20 protein-coding genes are annotated in these 18,377 nt (G+C 36.9%); 10 read left to right on the forward strand and 10 right to left on the reverse strand.

Features of this window, described 5'->3' with window-relative positions; all coding sequences use genetic code 11:
* Positions 1–39 precede the first annotated feature (39 nt).
* From AMDU4_RS11820 to AMDU4_RS11830, 3 genes are all read right to left on the reverse strand, one after another.
* Complete coding sequence (locus AMDU4_RS11820) at positions 40–1,686, reverse strand: IS1634 family transposase (protein WP_021788195.1); 1,647 nt, start codon at positions 1,684–1,686, stop codon at positions 40–42.
* A 165-nt stretch (positions 1,687–1,851) separates the two neighbouring features.
* On the reverse strand, positions 1,852–3,090 hold the full coding sequence (locus AMDU4_RS11825; protein ID WP_021788196.1) for an FAD-binding oxidoreductase: 1,239 nt from the start codon (positions 3,088–3,090) through the stop codon (positions 1,852–1,854).
* A 109-nt stretch (positions 3,091–3,199) separates the two neighbouring features.
* Entirely contained in the window at positions 3,200–3,907 is a 708-nt protein-coding gene (locus AMDU4_RS11830) for a hypothetical protein (RefSeq protein ID WP_021788198.1), read from the reverse strand.
* A 158-nt stretch (positions 3,908–4,065) separates the two neighbouring features.
* On the opposite strand from AMDU4_RS11830, the gene AMDU4_RS11835 reads away from it, so the two are divergent.
* Complete coding sequence (locus tag AMDU4_RS11835; protein ID WP_021788200.1) at positions 4,066–5,751, forward strand: MFS transporter; 1,686 nt, start codon at positions 4,066–4,068, stop codon at positions 5,749–5,751.
* Positions 5,752–5,805: 54 nt separating this feature from the next.
* A complete protein-coding gene (locus AMDU4_RS11840; RefSeq protein WP_021788201.1) occupies positions 5,806–6,501 on the forward strand; it encodes a GNAT family N-acetyltransferase in 696 nt (231 codons plus the stop codon).
* A 27-nt stretch (positions 6,502–6,528) separates the two neighbouring features.
* Here AMDU4_RS11840 and AMDU4_RS11845 read toward each other — a convergent pair whose 3' ends face one another.
* Positions 6,529–7,968, reverse strand: a complete 1,440-nt coding sequence (locus AMDU4_RS11845; protein ID WP_021788202.1) for a cytosine permease — start codon at positions 7,966–7,968, stop codon at positions 6,529–6,531.
* A 147-nt stretch (positions 7,969–8,115) separates the two neighbouring features.
* Between AMDU4_RS11845 and AMDU4_RS11850 the strand changes: the two genes are divergently transcribed.
* Positions 8,116–8,499: a nucleotidyltransferase domain-containing protein gene (locus AMDU4_RS11850; protein WP_021788203.1), complete on the forward strand. Its 384-nt coding sequence runs from the start codon at positions 8,116–8,118 to the stop codon at positions 8,497–8,499.
* Positions 8,496–8,915 (forward strand): DUF86 domain-containing protein, encoded by a 420-nt coding sequence (locus AMDU4_RS11855; protein ID WP_021788204.1) that lies wholly within the window; start codon positions 8,496–8,498, stop codon positions 8,913–8,915. Before AMDU4_RS11850 ends, AMDU4_RS11855 begins: the two co-directional genes overlap by 4 nt.
* An 86-nt stretch (positions 8,916–9,001) precedes the next feature.
* Here AMDU4_RS11855 and AMDU4_RS11860 read toward each other — a convergent pair whose 3' ends face one another.
* From AMDU4_RS11860 to AMDU4_RS11875, 4 genes are all read right to left on the reverse strand, one after another.
* On the reverse strand, positions 9,002–9,130 hold the full coding sequence (locus AMDU4_RS11860; RefSeq protein WP_290705257.1) for a hypothetical protein: 129 nt from the start codon (positions 9,128–9,130) through the stop codon (positions 9,002–9,004).
* Between the two features lie 105 nt (positions 9,131–9,235).
* Positions 9,236–10,192, reverse strand: a complete 957-nt coding sequence (gene coaA / locus AMDU4_RS11865) for a type I pantothenate kinase (protein WP_290705260.1) — start codon at positions 10,190–10,192, stop codon at positions 9,236–9,238.
* 50 nt (positions 10,193–10,242) lie between these two features.
* The gene (locus tag AMDU4_RS11870) at positions 10,243–10,704 is read right to left on the reverse strand and encodes a nucleoside 2-deoxyribosyltransferase (RefSeq protein ID WP_021788206.1); all 462 of its coding nucleotides are present in this window, start codon (positions 10,702–10,704) and stop codon (positions 10,243–10,245) included.
* A gap of 60 nt (positions 10,705–10,764) precedes the next feature.
* On the reverse strand, positions 10,765–11,469 hold the full coding sequence (locus tag AMDU4_RS11875) for a hypothetical protein (protein WP_021788207.1): 705 nt from the start codon (positions 11,467–11,469) through the stop codon (positions 10,765–10,767).
* A 218-nt stretch (positions 11,470–11,687) separates the two neighbouring features.
* On the opposite strand from AMDU4_RS11875, the gene AMDU4_RS11880 reads away from it, so the two are divergent.
* Together AMDU4_RS11880 and AMDU4_RS11885 are read left to right on the forward strand one after the other, a co-directional pair.
* Positions 11,688–12,056 carry a helix-turn-helix domain-containing protein gene (locus AMDU4_RS11880; protein ID WP_290705263.1) on the forward strand — a complete coding sequence of 123 codons (369 nt, stop codon included), beginning with the start codon at positions 11,688–11,690 and terminating at the stop codon, positions 12,054–12,056.
* Positions 11,971–12,432 (forward strand): zinc ribbon domain-containing protein, encoded by a 462-nt coding sequence (locus AMDU4_RS11885; protein WP_290705266.1) that lies wholly within the window; start codon positions 11,971–11,973, stop codon positions 12,430–12,432. The genes AMDU4_RS11880 and AMDU4_RS11885 overlap by 86 nt, the downstream gene beginning before the upstream one ends.
* Positions 12,433–12,614: 182 nt before the next feature.
* Here AMDU4_RS11885 and AMDU4_RS11890 read toward each other — a convergent pair whose 3' ends face one another.
* Positions 12,615–13,490, reverse strand: a complete 876-nt coding sequence (locus AMDU4_RS11890; RefSeq protein WP_021788209.1) for a nucleoside hydrolase — start codon at positions 13,488–13,490, stop codon at positions 12,615–12,617.
* 120 nt (positions 13,491–13,610) lie between these two features.
* Here AMDU4_RS11890 and AMDU4_RS11895 point away from each other — a divergent pair, with 120 nt between their 5' ends.
* Together AMDU4_RS11895 and gltA are read left to right on the forward strand one after the other, a co-directional pair.
* Positions 13,611–14,225 carry an MBL fold metallo-hydrolase gene (locus tag AMDU4_RS11895; RefSeq protein WP_021788210.1) on the forward strand — a complete coding sequence of 205 codons (615 nt, stop codon included), beginning with the start codon at positions 13,611–13,613 and terminating at the stop codon, positions 14,223–14,225.
* Between the two features lie 29 nt (positions 14,226–14,254).
* Entirely contained in the window at positions 14,255–15,373 is a 1,119-nt protein-coding gene (gene gltA, locus AMDU4_RS11900; protein ID WP_021788211.1) for a citrate synthase, read from the forward strand.
* 2 nt (positions 15,374–15,375) lie between these two features.
* Here the strand turns inward: gltA and AMDU4_RS11905 are convergent, their stop codons facing one another.
* Complete coding sequence (locus AMDU4_RS11905; RefSeq protein ID WP_290705269.1) at positions 15,376–16,104, reverse strand: metallophosphoesterase; 729 nt, start codon at positions 16,102–16,104, stop codon at positions 15,376–15,378.
* Between the two features lie 191 nt (positions 16,105–16,295).
* On the opposite strand from AMDU4_RS11905, the gene AMDU4_RS11910 reads away from it, so the two are divergent.
* Together AMDU4_RS11910 and AMDU4_RS11915 are read left to right on the forward strand one after the other, a co-directional pair.
* Positions 16,296–17,441 carry a pyridoxal phosphate-dependent aminotransferase gene (locus tag AMDU4_RS11910; protein ID WP_021788213.1) on the forward strand — a complete coding sequence of 382 codons (1,146 nt, stop codon included), beginning with the start codon at positions 16,296–16,298 and terminating at the stop codon, positions 17,439–17,441.
* 388 nt (positions 17,442–17,829) lie between these two features.
* On the forward strand, positions 17,830–18,377 hold a 548-nt coding region (locus tag AMDU4_RS11915; RefSeq protein ID WP_021788214.1), incomplete at its 3' end, for a hypothetical protein.

Consider the following 18,377-nt stretch of genomic DNA (forward strand, 5'->3'; position numbering starts at 1 on the left):
AAATTAAAGCAAAGAATCTTACAGGAACAGCGTGTTTTCCTACTTCTTCCGTTTAAGTTCCAGTTTTTTCCTTGTGGATACACATATGTCACTGCTTGTGATTGCCTTTGGAAGGGTGACTGAAAGCGCTTTGAGAAGTTTTGAACCCAGATCCCTTGGTTCAGGTATCTGGTTGTAACTGGTTGTGCCGGCATGAACTGAAATGCAGTTTATGGACGATAATTCATGTATGCCCTCTTCAACGGTGATATTGATATCCATCCACTTCTCCCTGAGATGTTTCTCTATCACATACGACAGCATGGCAATAAACACATGGGCTCTTGTGCGAGATTTCTTTCTTACATGTACTGGACGTAATTCTATGGTGTCAGATTTCATCGTCCTGAATGCCCATTCCACGTTTGACAGATCCTTGTATCTCTGGTGGATTATCTCTGTACTTCCCTGATCTACGGGAAGGTTCGATCTGATGACATAACAGCCGTCAAGGTATGATTCCTCCTTCATGGCCTTTTCATCAATTCTTACTGTCAGTACCCGATCTGTGGCATCAATGTAGGTGAAGCCTGACACCTTCAGCTTTTTGATTCTCTCATTAACAGCAGCAATGGCTGTTGAAACGCCAGCCTTTGGATGTTCAGACAGATACATATTCCTTTCGTCTGTTATCTTCCTGATCTTTTCAACCTTCCCGTTCCTGTTATCTTCGATCTCCTTTGCCCTCACGGGGTTTCTTCTCAGTATGTATCTTATGCCGTTATTCTCAATCTCGCATAACTTCTCAGTGAACAGTTCCATCTGTATGATTTTCTCTTTCAGGAGTGTCTCCATCTGTGCCTTTGTTGTTGCTGTTATGTAATAGAAACGCTCTTCTGATAGATCCGCAATCTGTTCCGTCTTGATCATGCCACGGTCTCCAACCATTGTTACAGATTCACATCCGAAATCATCTGCGAGTTTCTTTATCTGTGATGTGAATGTCTTCACATCCGATGTGTTTCCCCTGAAGACCTCAATGGATACCGGCCATCCATCATCATCCGTCAGAAGGCCGATGACAATCTGCATCTTTCCTCTCTTTTTGTCACGGTTGTATCCAAATTCAGCGTATTCATTCTTCTCCCCTTCCAGGTAACTGGATGTGACATCATACAGGTACAGTGAAGGTATCTTTCCCTTATATCTTGAACTGAAGAGCCTCTTCTCAATGGATCTCTGGTTCGATTCTATCCAGTCCATTGCATCGTACAGATCATCCTCGTTGAAATTCTCCATACCGAGTATGTCTATGGCAGAATGTCTCTGTGCCAGTCTCACATTTGCCATTCTTGATCCCGGTTCTATGATCCTGGCAAGTATCATCCACAGTGAACGTTTTGCTTCCTCCGTATTTCCCAAAGCCTTCGCTATGCCAAATTCCTGTGCCACCTTGAACAATGAATACACTGCACCAACAGAGTGACCCTGTGATGAATGTATCTCATCACCGTCCCTGAGAACATCGGAGATATTTCCTTTGTACTTCAGTGCAAGCCTTATTGCCTGAATCTCTTCAGGAGAACAGTGTGAAATGTTTGCAATGGTTCTCTGTTTTACCTTGCCATTATCTCTGTAGGATTCTCTCAGGAGATATCTGGTGTATGTCTTCCCATACTGTATCGATTTACTAACATCCACGTACATAGTGCTTACATAACATAATGTATAATCCAATATATACCTTTGTATTCAACACATTCCTAGTGGGAAATCCAGGACGCCAATTAATGAGTTTATTCCCTGGAACAACGGTTCAGATAAGAAATGTGAGGTGGAACTTCCGTTAAAATATTACATCGCGAAACTGAATTAAAGAACCATATCCTCGATTTTTGTGCCCCTGTATCTTCCGGAATATGTGTTTGCGACTCTTTTCCCGCCATAAAGTGTTGTAGTTTTTTTATGACCATATCTGGCTGCGACTATCCTCCCTATGGAATCGCCCTTCATAATGCCGCCACCGGTTGATCCAGAAACTATTATTATATTAATTTCGTTGAATATGTATGGCATAAAATCTATAGTATTGTATGAGTAGTAACCTGCCCACGATGCAGTTATTCTTGAATTCTCAGATGCCGGGAAGTAGTTGTCCAGTATTGGTTTTATGTTATATGTATAGAAATCCGGCTCCGGTTCGGGGTTTTCAGTAAACGAAAAATCCCTGTTAAGCTCATCTGCAAGGCTTGTCCAGAATGAATTTGCCTCTGGGTACGGCCTCATGTAGACACCTGTGGGGAATATGGTAAATGGAAACACGCCAGAATCGTTGAAAATATTTTTGTTTATAATTTTCTGTATCCCCTGAGAAGTTATCTGGAATACCTGCCTCTTCTTTGGCCTTAAATGTGAGTCAATTCCCACGGGGTTAAGCAGCGAAGTAGTCCAAACATCTGTACAGAGTACATAGAAATCTGATTCAATTATTCCCTTATCTGTTTCGGCATATTTTATTTCTGATTTCTGCCAGTTAAAAGGCTCCCCCGGATAGTTCAGTGCTGTATCCGGAGCCAACACAAGTTTTTTTACAAGGGTGTTAAATTGAAAATCCACTCCCATTTCCAGAAGCTGGTCGTAATACCATTTTGACAGAAGGTCAGGTTCTATTATTCCCGCATTTTCGTCTATAACTGCTGATTTGATTGATCCTATTCCCATGACCTCCCGGGTATCCTTATCTATATTTAAATTAAATATTTCAGATATGTCTTCATCCACAATCCTTGAATGTGGGTATTTTGAAATAAATTCTTTATCTTTTTCATGGTCAAACAGGAAAAGGTACCCGGTATATTTCATTCCAAGATCTACGCCCAGGTCGTTTTGGAGATGTTTATAGAAGTTTATCGCTGTTTGAGCCATAACCTGATTTTCCCTCAATGTAAAGAAATCCCTGAATGCAGCGGCACTTTTTGCTGTATTGCCCTGTGAGAATGTCTTGAATTTGTCCACTACAAGAATTTTAAGGGATGAATCAATCTTTTTTAGATGGTAAGCCGAACTCAAACCTGTTATTCCCGCACCTATAACAACGATATCATACTTCATATGATTGGAAAATTCACAGGTTTATATAAAGCTATGTTTGGAGAACATAATAAAATGGGATTTTTTAAGGATTTCTCCGGATTTATAGGGAACATACTTACCATTCTCTTCACCCGCTTTTATATAGTTTTAATAATTCACCGCTGTATGTGAAACCCAGTTTTCCCAGCATATCTTTAAGTTTTTCATCATATATTGCATACACCACAATGTTTTCTGTGAATGTTTTATATTCATTTACTATGGATGAAACAATTTCAGAAATCGGATCTTCATTGCCCATCTCATATTTTATGCATCCTATTGTACATACCTTAATATTGTGAGACAAAACACTGGCAGCCCCAACTATTTTTCCATCCAGCATTTTAATGAATGTATTCTCATTTGGTACAACACCGAAGGTGGCTATGTATTCTTCAGACTCCTCTAAAGTAACTCTGCTGGCATTTCCAGATTCATCTATGTAATCCCTTATTTTAAGGCGCATTACCAGTACAGTGGAATATTGAATCCTGAATTTTCTCTTTGCTATGTCAAGGTTTTTGCTATCAATAAACAACGAGGACTTATTATTAAGCTCAATGTTTTCTATTGCCACTTTGAATGACCCCCTATTCCCGTAAAACCATATTTCCATTTTATTTTTGTCTACTGCAAGGATTCCCCTTATAACGCCGCTGTCATAAATTATCAATGAGTTACCCCCATCATTTTCCAGCAATGAGTACATCCTAGCATTTTTGTAAGGATCCTTCATCAAAAATTCCCTTGCAAGATATGTATTGTCAGTATTGAGTGGAATAACGGATACCATGAATGATAATAGCCTATTATTAAATTAATGTGACGGATTGTGATGATATATTTTTGGTATACTAACTTTTACGAACAATGTAAGGAAATATTATTATGTGCTTTATTAGTAAACAATTTACTAATAATGTTTATATATGGTGATGCAATTTTGAGGCAATGCAAGAAAAGTGGATTGCCCTCAGCAATACAACAATAGGGCAATTAATGGCTACCATTAATACAAGCATAATAATAGTGGCACTCCCGGCAATATTCAATGGAATTCATCTAGATCCTATGCAGGCAAAGTCATTTCCCTATCTTTTATGGCTTATTATGAGTTATATGATCGTTCTTTCTGTGCTTCTGGTCAGCATGGGAAAACTTTCCGATATATTTGGAAGGGTCAGAATATTCAATCTTGGGTTCCTCATCTTCACTGTAGGCTCAATATTGCTGTATATTGCTCCAGGAACCGGATATACAATAGCATTGGAACTCATAATATTTAGGATAATCCAGGCAGTGGGCGGGGCATTCATTATAGCAAATACATTTGCAATAATAACAGACAATTTTCCTCCAAAGGAAAGGGGATTTGCTATTTCCATAAACAGTGTTGCCGCAGTTTCCGGTGTCAGCATAGGAATAGTTCTCGGGGGGATACTGGCAACCATATACTGGAGGGACATATTCCTTGTGAGCATACCGGTTGGAATATTTGGCACTGTATGGTCATATCTGAAACTGAAAGATGTCCGCGAAAGGGCATCAAGGCATATTGATATTGCAGGAAACATACTTTTCGCCGTGGGCCTTATAATTCTCCTCCTGGGGATAACTTATGGGATTACGCCATATAAAAACAACCCTATGGGCTGGACAAACCCCATGGTAATTTCCGCACTTGTCATAGGAACAATTATGCTTGTACTCTTTCCTTTTGTTGAAAAGAAAGTAAATGGACCAATGTTCGACATGCATCTTTTTAAATCTAGAAATTTCAGCATTAGCATATTCACGGCATTTGTATCAGCTATGGGCATGATGGGGCTTATGTACATGCTTACCCTTATATTTCAGGGTATATGGCTTCCCATCCATGGCTACAGATATGCTGTGACACCACTCTGGGCAGGCATATATATGTTGCCAATGCCCATATCAATGGGAATATTCGGTGTTCTGTCAAGTAGACTTGCCAACAGGTTTGACCCCAGGTGGCTCACAACTATTGGACTTTTTATATCTGCATTTGCACTTCTGTCACTGGTAATGCTTACCTATGATTTTTCTTATATGGTGCTTTCTGTAGCAATAACCATATACGGAATAGGTTATGGCATATTCAATGTTCCCAATTTGACTGTTGCTATGTCCTCAGTCCCGGCAAACGAAAGAGGATCAACATCTGGCATACTCAACACAATGAGGAATACGGGATATGCATCCAGCATAGGTGCATTTTTCTCCATACTTATACTTGGACTTGCATTGACATATCCAGGAACCATAACAGCAGCATTGACCAGTGAGCATGCATCAGGCTTTATAACATACTTTTCTCACATACCACCAACTGAAATACTGTTCTCTACATTTCTGGGGCTTAATACGGTAAAAGATGTGATGACAACTGTACCGCCCGGTGTGGTTTCTTCTATACCAGCAGGTACATTAAAAACAATTACCGGGCATATATGGTTCCCTGAAACAATAGCCCCCGCATTCATGAACTCCATGCATGACGTATTCTACGTGGGATTTGGTATTACCCTATTTGCCGGAATTATATCACTTTTCAGACAACCGTTCAATGTGGACGATGTCTCGGAAAAACTGGAAGACCAGGAAAACAGGTAAAATAAACACAATTAATATGACAAAATTTTTTAAATCATAAGAAATTAGACTAAAATGATTAGAAAAGCCAATCCCGGAGACTGGAATTCAGTTAGTCATATATCATCAACTGCAGGGTACGATGATTATATAAACACACATTACGGCCCATCTTATCTGAATTCTGGGAATGTATATGTTTCAGACAACAGTGGTATTGATGGATTTATCAAGATTGAGGCACTGAAAGATAATTCACTGTGGTTCAGCGGGCTCAGGGTAAGCCAGGAATCCCGGAGAAAGCATATTGCCACTACTATGCTGGAATATACACATAAATGTGCTATGAAAAATGGATATAATTCAATGAGATGCATGGTAGAGACGAATAACATACCGTCCATAAAACTCATGGAATCTTTTAGCATGTCCATAGTGCAAAAATATGATTTTTTTCTTGGTGGTATTGATATATCATCATATACGTTTAATCAGAAACTGAAGCATGGCTTAGTTAATAAGGAGTGGAAATTCGACAGTGAATATAAAGGCATTTATGAGATTGGGAATAACCAGATTTATGCTTACCCTGGGAACTTGACATATTACACTGTATTAGAAGGAGCAGACTTTGACTATGTTCCAGAAGGTTCAACATGTGTCCCAGATTACCTTAGCAGTTTTATAAAGCTAAAACCAGACAGTGAGTTTGTATCGGGTTACGTTTTTGAGAAAAAAATATGGAATAATAAAATTCATAATTTCTCCTAATGTGCAATCAAATAAATGTTAATAAATTTATTCCACCTCAAAATCGGAATAATTGACTTTTTCTGAAACACCCTCATTTGAATTGACATGCTTTACACTGTAGCCATAATAAACCGCCACATATATACCCAATCCTATGAGAGAACCAAAAAGAGCCTGTGGGAAGTAATTGAAGATAAAATCATATGGCCCTATTCCGAACATTGCTATTATGGTGCCTATAATTGCAGGTACAAGAGCATCTGCCCGTAAATTCATGAATATAGTTTTGGGAATGTCGTAATAATCGCTTATTTTTGTAGTGTACCTAAGATGCACAAACCAGTCGAATATGAGTATAAAGGTGAAAGGAAATATAATAGACGCAAGGGCGAGTATAAATGTTTCGATATGCGCTAGTATGCCAGCAATAGCAAGTATTATGCCCCCAGTACCTAGAAGTATGGTTGCTATAGGTTGGGCCAATTTTTCATTAGGTTTGTTCTTGAATGCAGGTTGCAGGGCTGCCAGGAGATCCGCTGTTGCAGGATATAAGTTCATGGCATTGGTATGTATTATTGCAAGAGAAACTCCAAGGGCAGCAATAAATATAACTATGCCGAAAAGGCCATGAAGTCCCGGAAATGATAGTGTTGCTATGTTCCAGCCACTCCCCTGTGCGACACTGTTGCCTATGAGTCCTATAAGACCCATTAGCAAAACAGGAATCATTATTCCTATGGGACTTGAGATAAAATATTGCAATCTTTTTCCTTTGCTATCGTTACTGGAATAGGGATAACCGAACCGGGTCTGGGTAGAAATCTTATATGACCAGGCCAGTATGGAGAACCCAAGGAGGAAATTGAGAGCCGAGCCCCATGTGAATGGTCCCGTTGGATGCATTAGAAGGGAAAAATTGATGGGATATGTTGTAAGAAGGAAATATGCTAGTATTATATAGCTCACAATTAGGACAGGTGCACTGTACCTGAAAAAATATTCAAGCCATTTTGCCCCAAATAATACAAGCACCACCTGTATTGCACCCATGACAATATACCAGATAATAATGTTAGAATGGGTAAGACCGCTTATGATTGCAGCTCCCACAGTATCATTAAGCCCGAAGAATCCAAGGTTAAGGAATGTAAATATCAGGGAATATGCCCCAGAGGTCATAAAACCATAGGTTTTTCTGGATACTACTAGAGAAGGTACAGGAATTTGCCTGCCCATTTCAGCTACCAGTCCGGCTGGTATAATGCCTATCAGCAACGCAACAATTATAGCTATTGTGGCGAATGGAATACCCATATTGTAAAGCACAAGCCCAACTATTGGTGTAAGTGCAGATGCACTGGCCATTGCCCAAAATATCAAAATCTTGTTCGATGACATAGTTCTTGCACTATTGGGTATTGGGTTAACTCCGACTACTTCAAGCCGGTGATCCACAACTTCATTATCAAAACTTTTAGCTACCATAAATAGGTAAAAATATTTCGTATATAAATTAATCTATCCTGCATTTGTAAATTCTCCGGCGACTATACAACTAGGGGTGTATGTAGATCATTCCCCTAATTATGATTTAAATCCAAAAGTTATTAATAAGGATTGTAATTTGATTTTATGTATGATGATCTAATTAAAGATTCGATCAATACAATAAAAAATCTGGATAAGGAAGGCAAAATACTTTTTATAATAATTTACGGATCATATGCAAATAACACGTTTCATAAAAATTCCGATATAGATTTATGCATTTATTACAACGATAATAAAATTGAAAGGGACCGGTTTAGACTGGGTGTACTATCAAATATAAATGATATTTTTGATGTTCACATATTTCAAGACCTTCCCCTCTATATCCGATTCGATGCTTTGAAAGGGAAAATAGTATACCATAAAAATAAGGACATATACGACATTTTTAAAAATACAATAGATGAATTTGAAGATTTTAAAAGAGGATATTATGATATCATAAATTTGGAGAAGATACAATGAGAAAAGATATTATAAAAAACAAAATAAAAGAAATATATGATAGTTTAGATTTAATAAAAATTAATTTGCCGGACAATTATAATAATTTTCAAAACTTAGGTCTTATCAAAGATGGCATTTATAAAAGAATAGAATATTCTATTGAAAATTTAATAGATATATTTTATATTCTAAGTTCCGATTTGGAGTTAAGCATTCCTTATGATGATGCAGATTTAATCGATAATTTGTATAGTAATCAAATTATAAATAAAGACATAGCATTTTTAATGAAAAATATGAAGGGATTTAGAAATATTGTTGTTCATCGATACGGCAAAATTGATGATAGGATAGGATATACATTTATAAGGGAAAATTTAAATGATTTTTATGGCATAATAAATTGTATTGAGAATATAATGGAAAAATACTGAAAGTGTACTAATTATTTAAAATGCCAACTTCTGTTGTGGTTAGACACATTTATAGACAAATTTAAACTGCTGCTTTATTGGTTGAACTAATAACTTATACTGGATCGTATAGCCTTATGGTACGTAATTATTGCTATTGTTGCTAATGAAATACCAATATTGTAAAGCACAAGCCCAACTATTGGCGTAAGTGTAGATACCCTTGCCATTCTCATAAATATTAAAATATTCGTGATAGAATTGTTCTGGTTTTATTCGATATGGTGTTTGGCTAAACAATATCAAGTCATTACATACATCAAAAAATATAATAATTAACTTTACAGTTTTTTCATCATTATTCTTTCTATGTTATGATTCTTTCCCTTTTCTATTATTAATTCGGCGCGGTATCTTGTTTTAATAATATTTTCAGAATAGTTTTTTCCGTTTATATTATCCCATATGCTTGATGACAGTTTAATGGCCTCTTCCCGAGTCAATTCTGAGTATTTTCTGAAATAGGAGGTTTTCTCCCTGAAAGCTGTATCCATAAGCATGAAAAATCTCTCTATAAACCACTGCTTTATGTATTGCACATCCGCATCTATAAATATTGAAAAATCGAGGAAATCAGAAACATAAATCTCATCCTGTCTTCCGAGACTATTTACCTGGAGTATATTCAATCCTTCTATTATCAGTATATCTGGATCCACTATTTCCTGTTTCTCATTAAGTATGTCATATTTTAGATGTGAATAAACAGGTATTTCTGTACGGCTTATCCCTGATTTTATATCCACCAGAAAATTTATAAGTTCCTGTGTTTCATAGCTTTCCGGGAAACCTTTCCTTTCCATGAGGTTCTCTTTTTGCAGCTTAGAATTTTTCTTAAGAAAATTATCGGTAGATACTATGTAAATATTATAATCGGGATTAATTCTCTCCAGTAGTGTCTTCAAAAGCCGGGATGTTGTACTCTTTCCTACTGCAACGCTTCCTGTTACCCCTATTATAAATGGAACCTTCTTAGGATTTATGCCAATGAAACTGTTTCTTTCGGTATAAAGATTCCTGTTATTGTTAATTGACAGTTGAAGAAATCTGGTTATTGGAAAATAAAAATCACGAATTTCAGATGCTGTGATTTTATCGTTAAGCGCAAGTATCTTTCTTATATCATTTTTGGACAATGTAACATTAAGATTTCCCCTCCTTTTAGCCCATTCATCCCTATCAAATCTTAGATAAAGATTGGAACTTATTTTTCTGGAGGATAGACCTGTTCTATTCATATCCATAAATGTTTAAAAAGTATTTAAATTATTGATGAGGATCTCTCTAATTATTGATTACCTTTCTTAATTTTATCTTTTATTTTAACAAGAAGTTTTTCAAGGTTCTCCCAGTCATGGACTATGTTATAGGACATAGAATAATCCAGCATGAGATTGTTCTGGCCCGTGGAGAATCTTCTTGTATCGGTCTGGAACCCGATGCATATTTTTCCAAATGCATATGCCATGCCAAGTTCCACACATGCCCCTTCATCAGGAACTCTGCCATCCATTATCATTATAAGGGCAGAAGAGGTTTTTAAAGCTTCCACATCACGTTTAAACACCTTTTTGCTTATTTCTGGCCATAATTCAGGGTCTTTAAGCAGCATTTCATCCTCCCCGCCATCACGTTGTGGTAGGTATGTGGAAAAGCCTAATTTTTCCAGAAAAATGGTAATTCTTTCATTAAATTTTAACTCCATTTCATTGAAAAGTGGAGCTGAAATATAGAAATCATATCTATTCATTATGCTGTATCGGTTGGAAAATAAAAGTTTTTCCGAATTATACCTTTGTATCGCTCAAGATTACATATTTATTTCCTGTGATGCAAAATTACAATTACATAGGGGTTGAATTTTAATACTGCCTTTCAGTGATACCGCATATGCCTTGTTAACGAGCCACATATTTACACCATACGTAATGGAAAGGCATTTTGAGTATTTGATTATATTTTGATAATTTTGTATAGCATCTTCGGTGGTTGTTATATTAAAATAGTTCATAATCGGCTTGTCAACAACCATAAAATTGTCCTGATTAGAAACAAATAAAGCAGAAGTGGCAAGCAATATTCCCATTCCATTTACATGATTTGTAGATTTTTGTACTTGATACTTACTCAACATGCGTTCAACATCATTATAATCTGGTAATGAATTTATTGTTTTATAATTTAGCATATCAATTAAAGCCTCAATAAGTAATTTTGGATTTGAACATAAATTTGCTTCCTGTCTCTCCATGCCATTCCAGCTTCCATTTCCTCTTTCTGGCAAATATAATTTTAACATGTCACAGAAGTAATTAGAAAAATGTGATGAGTTTTTTAAGTTAGATAGGTAATTGCTGTTAAAGAAATACTTCCAACTGTTAAACAATGATTTTGCGCAATGTATATATTTTGCAACTTTTTCATCGTCAGAATTTGTAATATTGCCTATTGAAATTTGGTAAAAACGTTTAAGCACTCTATCCATGTCTGTACTAACGGGATTTGCGTTTATCATGAAAGTAAAATATAACTTATTACATAAATTTATAGGAATAAATTGTATGAATAATATTAAAGTGCATGGGTCTTTGCCTCTTCGTGTGGGTTGTTCCAGGTAGATAAAATACAAATAATCCTGATATTACTGGAATCATGTTGTATGGCAATCATGATATAGGGTTCAAACAGTTAATGAATAGTATTATATATTTGTAATATGTTGTCATAAGTATCATGGGAAAACTCTACACCATAAGGGATGCCTGTAAAATACTCCAACTCAATCCGAACACACTCAGGAAGTGGGACAGGGAAGGAAAGATCAGGTGTGTCAGGCTCTCGAATAACTTCCGGCGTGTGCCTGAGAGCGAGATCAATCGTATACTCGGCATAAAGAATAACAGGATGTCTTTCATCTATGCAAGGGTATCCTCACATGATCAGAAAGCCGATCTGGACACGCAGACGGCAGAAATTGCAGAAGCATATCAGGAATCCACAGAAGCGCAGCAAAAAATTGAAGCAGGCCAGAGGAAGACAGAGAAGAAGGATAAAGGATGCTTTACACAAACAGTCCACCACAATAGTGAGAGAACATCCTGATACCTCCTCTGTCCTCGAGGATATGAAAGGCATAAGAAAAAGTGGCGAGGATATGGGGAAGAAGTTCAGGACACATCTGAACAGATGGCCATATTCTGAATTCCAGAAGATGATAGAATACAAATCGCAGAAAAAGACAGTATATGTGAATCCACGAGGGACCTCCTCAGAGTGTCCCGTATGCGGTGAAAAGGTAAAGCACCCTGCGTGGAAGATATCTAAATGCGACAACTGTGACCGGGACTACGACAGGGACAGGTTGGCCTCACTGGCCATAACCCTCCGTGGCATCGGTATGTGCGGAGACCCGTTCCCCGTGAGTGCGTTGGCCTCTTGGCAATCTATGAAGAATGAATACCTGTACATCAGAGATTAACCTGAGATCCCTGAAGCAGGTTCGACTGAGACTGCCTACGCTACGAACTGGACAGGTGCACAACATTGCACAATGTTTTGAGAACGGTTAGTACCTTGAATACCTATGAAACTAGGAGTGTTTGTGAATAACAGTGAATCTTACCTATATAAGAGTTCTATGACTCAAATATATTTGTGATATTACCCTATATCATATATCTTATTCACTAGTTGGTTTATGTAATCCTCATTGTTCAGTGCAACAGCTATTCTTTTTTTTGAATTTCTATTTTTTTCGAATCTGGTAACTCCATTGGAATCAACATCTATATTTCCATTTATAAACTCAAATATATCTGGGTTGATGAAGGATAACGCTGCTATGGGATCATGCAATTCAAACGTTCTATGTTTTTTTAACATAAATTCAGTTGTTTTATATATGAAATTATCCAGCGGTGTTCTCTTAGTATTTTGAGGCATATTATATATTGCCAGTTCTGGATTCATTGTGGTGTCCAGAGAAATAATTGTTTCATTGATATCTGCTCCCAGAACAATTTTGGCTGCTTCAGGATCGTAAAATACATTGAATTCTGAATTGCCCATATTACCATTTCCATATTGTGTTATCCCAAAAGCTCCTCCCATTATTACAATATTCTCTATATTTTTCTTTATGCCGCTATCCATACTCAGCAGTAACCCCAGTGATGTCATGGGTGATGTACATATTATTGTATATTTATCATGTAGTAATGCTTCATACATTTTTATAATTCCATTAGGCTGGTTTTCCAGCGATACCTCTTCGAAGTGATAGCATCCTATTCCATTTTCACCATGAAAATCCTCATGATAATGGGGACGAACAAGAGGTTTATATGATCCGGGGTATACAGGGCAACCCAGTTGAAGAAGATTGGTTATACCAGTAGTATTTCTGTATGTATTTTTCAGTGTTGAATTTCCTGAAGCTGCCACAATGAATTCAGGAGATATCCGGTATTTATTCAGGAGTATTATTGCAAATGCATCATCAATTCCTGTGTCAACATTGAGAATAAGCTTACCCATTTATGTTTATATTATGTTAATAAAAATAATTTGCTATTGCATCTTATTGATATATCAACACGAAAATTAATGTACATGAAATAGGATAAATTTATTATCATTCCAATATTCTCTTTCTATATGAAAATATCAAGCCAAGTTGAAAGGATAGATGGTACAATGGCAAATTCTTATCTTGTCAAAACCAATGGCATTAACATAATAATAGATGCTGGCACACCTGGTTCAGGCAAAAAAATTGTAGAATTTCTTGAATCTGCCAAAATAAAGCCTGACGTTGTTCTTATCACACATTACCATGTAGACCATACAGGTGGCCTTTATAGCCTTTATGAAAAGTACCACATGGAAATATATGTACCGGCAGTCGAGTTAACAATAATTTCCGGATCAGAACCTGTTCCGTCCAGGCCATTCATGCCGAAACTTGCATCCACGATAACCCATGCCAGGAAAGTGAAGGAATTAAAACCCCTATCAGAAATGAAAGTTTCTGGCATTGAAATAGTTAAAACTCCCGGGCACACCAGGGACTCAACTTCATATTTCTTTAAGGAAGAAAACATTTTATTCTCTGGGGACGCAGCTGTAAACATCAGTGGAAATCCTGGATATAACAGGATGTTTTCTGTGAATGTGATAAATGCAGAAAAATCGCTTAATTACATAAAAAGTATCAATGCTTTAATTCTTCCAGGACATGGTGATAAAATGGATTTCAGGTCAAGTGTCTAACCTTTTATATATTTAATGCATTACATTATATGGAAGAAATAAGCCCGGGACTGGAAAATGTCTACATAAAATATACAGAACTTACATATATTGACGGCCAGAAAGGTATTATGCGTTATAGAGGGTATGACATAAATGACCTTGCTGAGAAATCATCCTTTGAAAAGGTTTCATATCTAATGCTTTACGGGAAATTTCCAGACGATTCGGAATTGAAAGACTTTAAAAAACGCATAAACGACCACCTGGTGCTTGATAATTATCTAAAGGACATATTGAAGAGCCTCCCTGAAAGATCAGACTCACTTGGGATACTTCAGACTCTACTGTCCGCAAGAGCCTCTGAAGAATCAAATTATAAATATACAAAAGAAAATGACAGGGAGAAAATACCGGAAATACTGGGTTCCATACTTTCAATGGTTGCAAACATATACAGGGCAAAATCTGGGAACAATATTATTGACCCTGAACCTGGTGAAAACTATGCTGAAACATTTCTGAAGGCATGCTTCGGATCAGTTGATAAAGACAGGGTTAAGGCAATGGATTCAGCACTCATACTTTACATGGATCATGAGATACCCGCATCCACAACTGCCGCACTGGTTACTGCATCAACCCTTTCCGACATGTATTCTTCACTGGCATCGGCAATTGCAGCTCTACGTGGGCCTTTGCACGGAGGTGCGGCTGAGGGTGCCTACCGTCAGTTTCTTGAAATTGGAACTCCTGACAATGTTGATAAGTGGTTCAGTGAGAATATTCTTAATGGAAAAAGAAGGCTCGTTGGTTTTGGGCACAGAGTTTACCGGACATATGACCCAAGACTGAAGACATTCAAAAAATATGCCGATATTCTTTCAACTACGGAGGAACAGAAAAACATACTAGAAATTGCAAAAAAACTGGAAGAGAATGGGGTAAAAGCATTTGGTTCAAAGGGTATATACACAAATACTGATTTCTATTCAGGAATGGTGTTCAATGCCATAGGCTTTCCGGTTGACATGTTTACCACACTCTTTGGACTTTCCAGGATATCTGGAATACTGGCACATATAACAGAATACGTTGAAACCCAGGAGCGTTTAATTAGACCAAGGGCAATATACCGGGGTCCGGGTGAAAGGAAATATCCGGAATAATTTCATAATTTCTGGGTAAGGTCTGTTACATAGCCAAAGTCAAGAAGACCGAAATCCTCGGTTATTCCATATGCTCTAAACTTTTTTGATACATTTTTTAGCACCGGCGTGAAATGCTCATTATTTAAAAGTGATTCGGATACATCGGTTCCTGAGGAAAAAAAGCTCATTGCCGGTGTTATGAGTATTTTTTGTTCATTATTATATACAAAGGCAGGGATTTTAAAAACGCTTCCGATTTCATCCCTGAGAACCACAGAAGGATGTTCATGCCCTAATATTGTAAGCTTCCTAAAAGACATATCCCGGTCTCCGTGATATATATAATAATTATCAGTTTCATAATAGTCATATATTTCAAGGCCATTAGATTTCAGTATTGTCATAAGATAATTGTCGTGGTTCCCCTTTATGAATATCAGTTCAGTATCTTTTTTGTAACGGTCTATGAAATGGTTAACATCATCCCATTCCTGCGGTAGGTTTCTGGAAAACTCCTGTTTGAAGTCACCATTGATTATAATTTTTGAGGGAGAGTACCGGTCAATTATTTGGTCTACCATTTTCTCCACATGATTTCTCTGCAGTCTAGGGAGGAATAGGCCGTGAAGGTTCATTTCTTCCTCGAAACCAAGGTGTAGATCGGAAATAACAACTGCTGAAATGTCCTGCAGGTAAACGCAGTACAGATCCGATATAAAAACGTCCTTTATGATCTGAATATCTTTCAAGTTACCCAACTATTGAAAATCCCATAATAATCTTTACTGTTATTAATTTTAATAACATAGTGGAAAACAAAGAATTCTGTATATGTGTATTCTCTTTAACCTCCAGCAATTATCTCTTAAATGCCCCATGTATTTTCATTTTTACGGATTTTAAAAGGACAAATATTTAAGGCAAATTGTTATGACTGGCCATGGTATCCTCAAGGGTAAATGGTATAAATGAATCAGCCACTGTGAGCATGTCAAATAAGGCTGCGGAACTCAAGGAAGCAGGCAAGACAATATACAGTTTCGGAATTGGTGAACCTGATTTTACAACACCTGAAGAGATAATTGATTACGCATTTAAGGAAGCAAAGGCTGGAAAAACCCATTATACACCCTCCGCCGGAATAATGGAGCTAAGGCAGAAGATTGCAGAAAAGATGAAGAGGAAAAACGGAATAGATGCAACAGCATCAAATGTCCTTGTAACTCCCACAAAATTTTCTCTGAACCTGGCACTATACTCATTAATAGACCCTGGTGAGGAGGTTCTATTGCCTGCACCATACTATGTCTCATACCCAGATATAATCAAGTTGAATCAGGGAAAGATGGTAACAGTTCCAACCGATGAAAATTACGAACTTGATTTCGACTCATTGGGAAAATATGTATCACCTAAAACCAGAGTTTTTATGTTAAATAACCCAGTAAACCCTACAGGAAAGGTTTATTCAGAAAAGTCACTCAGGAAACTTTCCGATTTTATAATTGAAAACAACCTCTATTTAATATCAGACGAAATATATGAGGATTTAGTGTACAAAGGCAAAATGTTTTCTCCTGGATCAATAGAGGAGATGAAGGACAGAACTGTTACGCTTAGCGGATTTTCTAAAAGCTATGCAATGACTGGATGGAGAATAGGATACATGGTAGCTCCAGTTGATATAATAAAGGCAGCCAATAAGGTGCAGCAACAAACACTTACCTGTGCCCCATCCATATCACAATATGGTGCAATGAAGGCCCTTGAGAATGAGGAAAGTGTAACAAAGATGAAGAAGGAGTTTGAGAAAAGAAGGAATCTTGCAGTTTCCCTTCTAAAAGAAATAAATGATCTCTCATTCTATGAACCTGAGGGCGCCTTTTACATATTCCCTGGTTATTCCATTGACCGGTCTGATGATGCAATATCCCTGGATCTGCTAGAGAAACAGAATGTAATAGTAACACCAGGTAGCCCATTTGGCGCAGAAAAGCATTTCAGGATCTCCTATGCAACATCTGAGGATGTTATAAGGGAAGGCATAGGTAGAATAGGAAAATATTTCAATGGGCAACAGAAATAGAGAAATTCTGACTATCCCTATTCTTGTTGATAAATTTAACATCAACGGGCAAATGAATACAGTTATTCCCATATTTTTTAAGCTACCGAAAAAAAGCTTTATGATAATTCAGTACTAATATAGGAACTACCAAAAATTTGACACATTTAAGGATTTCACCTTCATTTTTTAAATAATCAATCCTTATTCTGTAGAATATTGAAAAATTTTAGTTATTTGGCTGTAGAAATTAAAAGTATGTTAAAGGACAACGTTGTGTTGGGGTAAAGAATTCATGCCATAGTATAATTCATAAGCACCATATTATTAAGCAAATGGTGTGTGAAAAGTGATAGTTTATAAACTTTATAAAGTAATAAATTAATAAAAGTATAACAAATGGGCACGAGTGTCTGGGATAAAAGATGAAGAACAAAGATACTCCTATAGGAATTTCTTCAGGTATTCAGTATATCGGGTTACAAGTCTGTCTGGTACGGGGCCGGTTTTCATAATAGCAAGTTTTATCATGGCATCTGGCTACTTAAGTAGGGTATACCTTGGAATTGCGGGAATACTGATTCTTATTGTAGAGATTTCCCTTGAGCCACTATTCGGATATGCAATAGATATTTTCCAGAGAAAAAGTGTGCTGAAATTCTGTATATTTGCTACAATAGTACTCCTTTCTTTTTCCTCACTTATGGCGTCATTATACGGCACAGGAAATTTAGCAGTTTTATCTATCCTGCTGATTGGAGGTGATACCATCACTTCATTGGTATATTCAACACAGAGGGCACTTCAGCAATCCATCTCTAGAATTAGCCTTATGGGAAAAAACAATGGTGTTGCTGAAATAACAAGCCAACTGCCCAGCATGATCGGATCTATTATGGCCGTTCCAATAATTATATATGTTGGGTTTTTCGGGGCAATTGTATTTGCAATATTTAT

The sequence above is a fragment of the Ferroplasma sp. Type II genome (assembly GCF_000496155.1).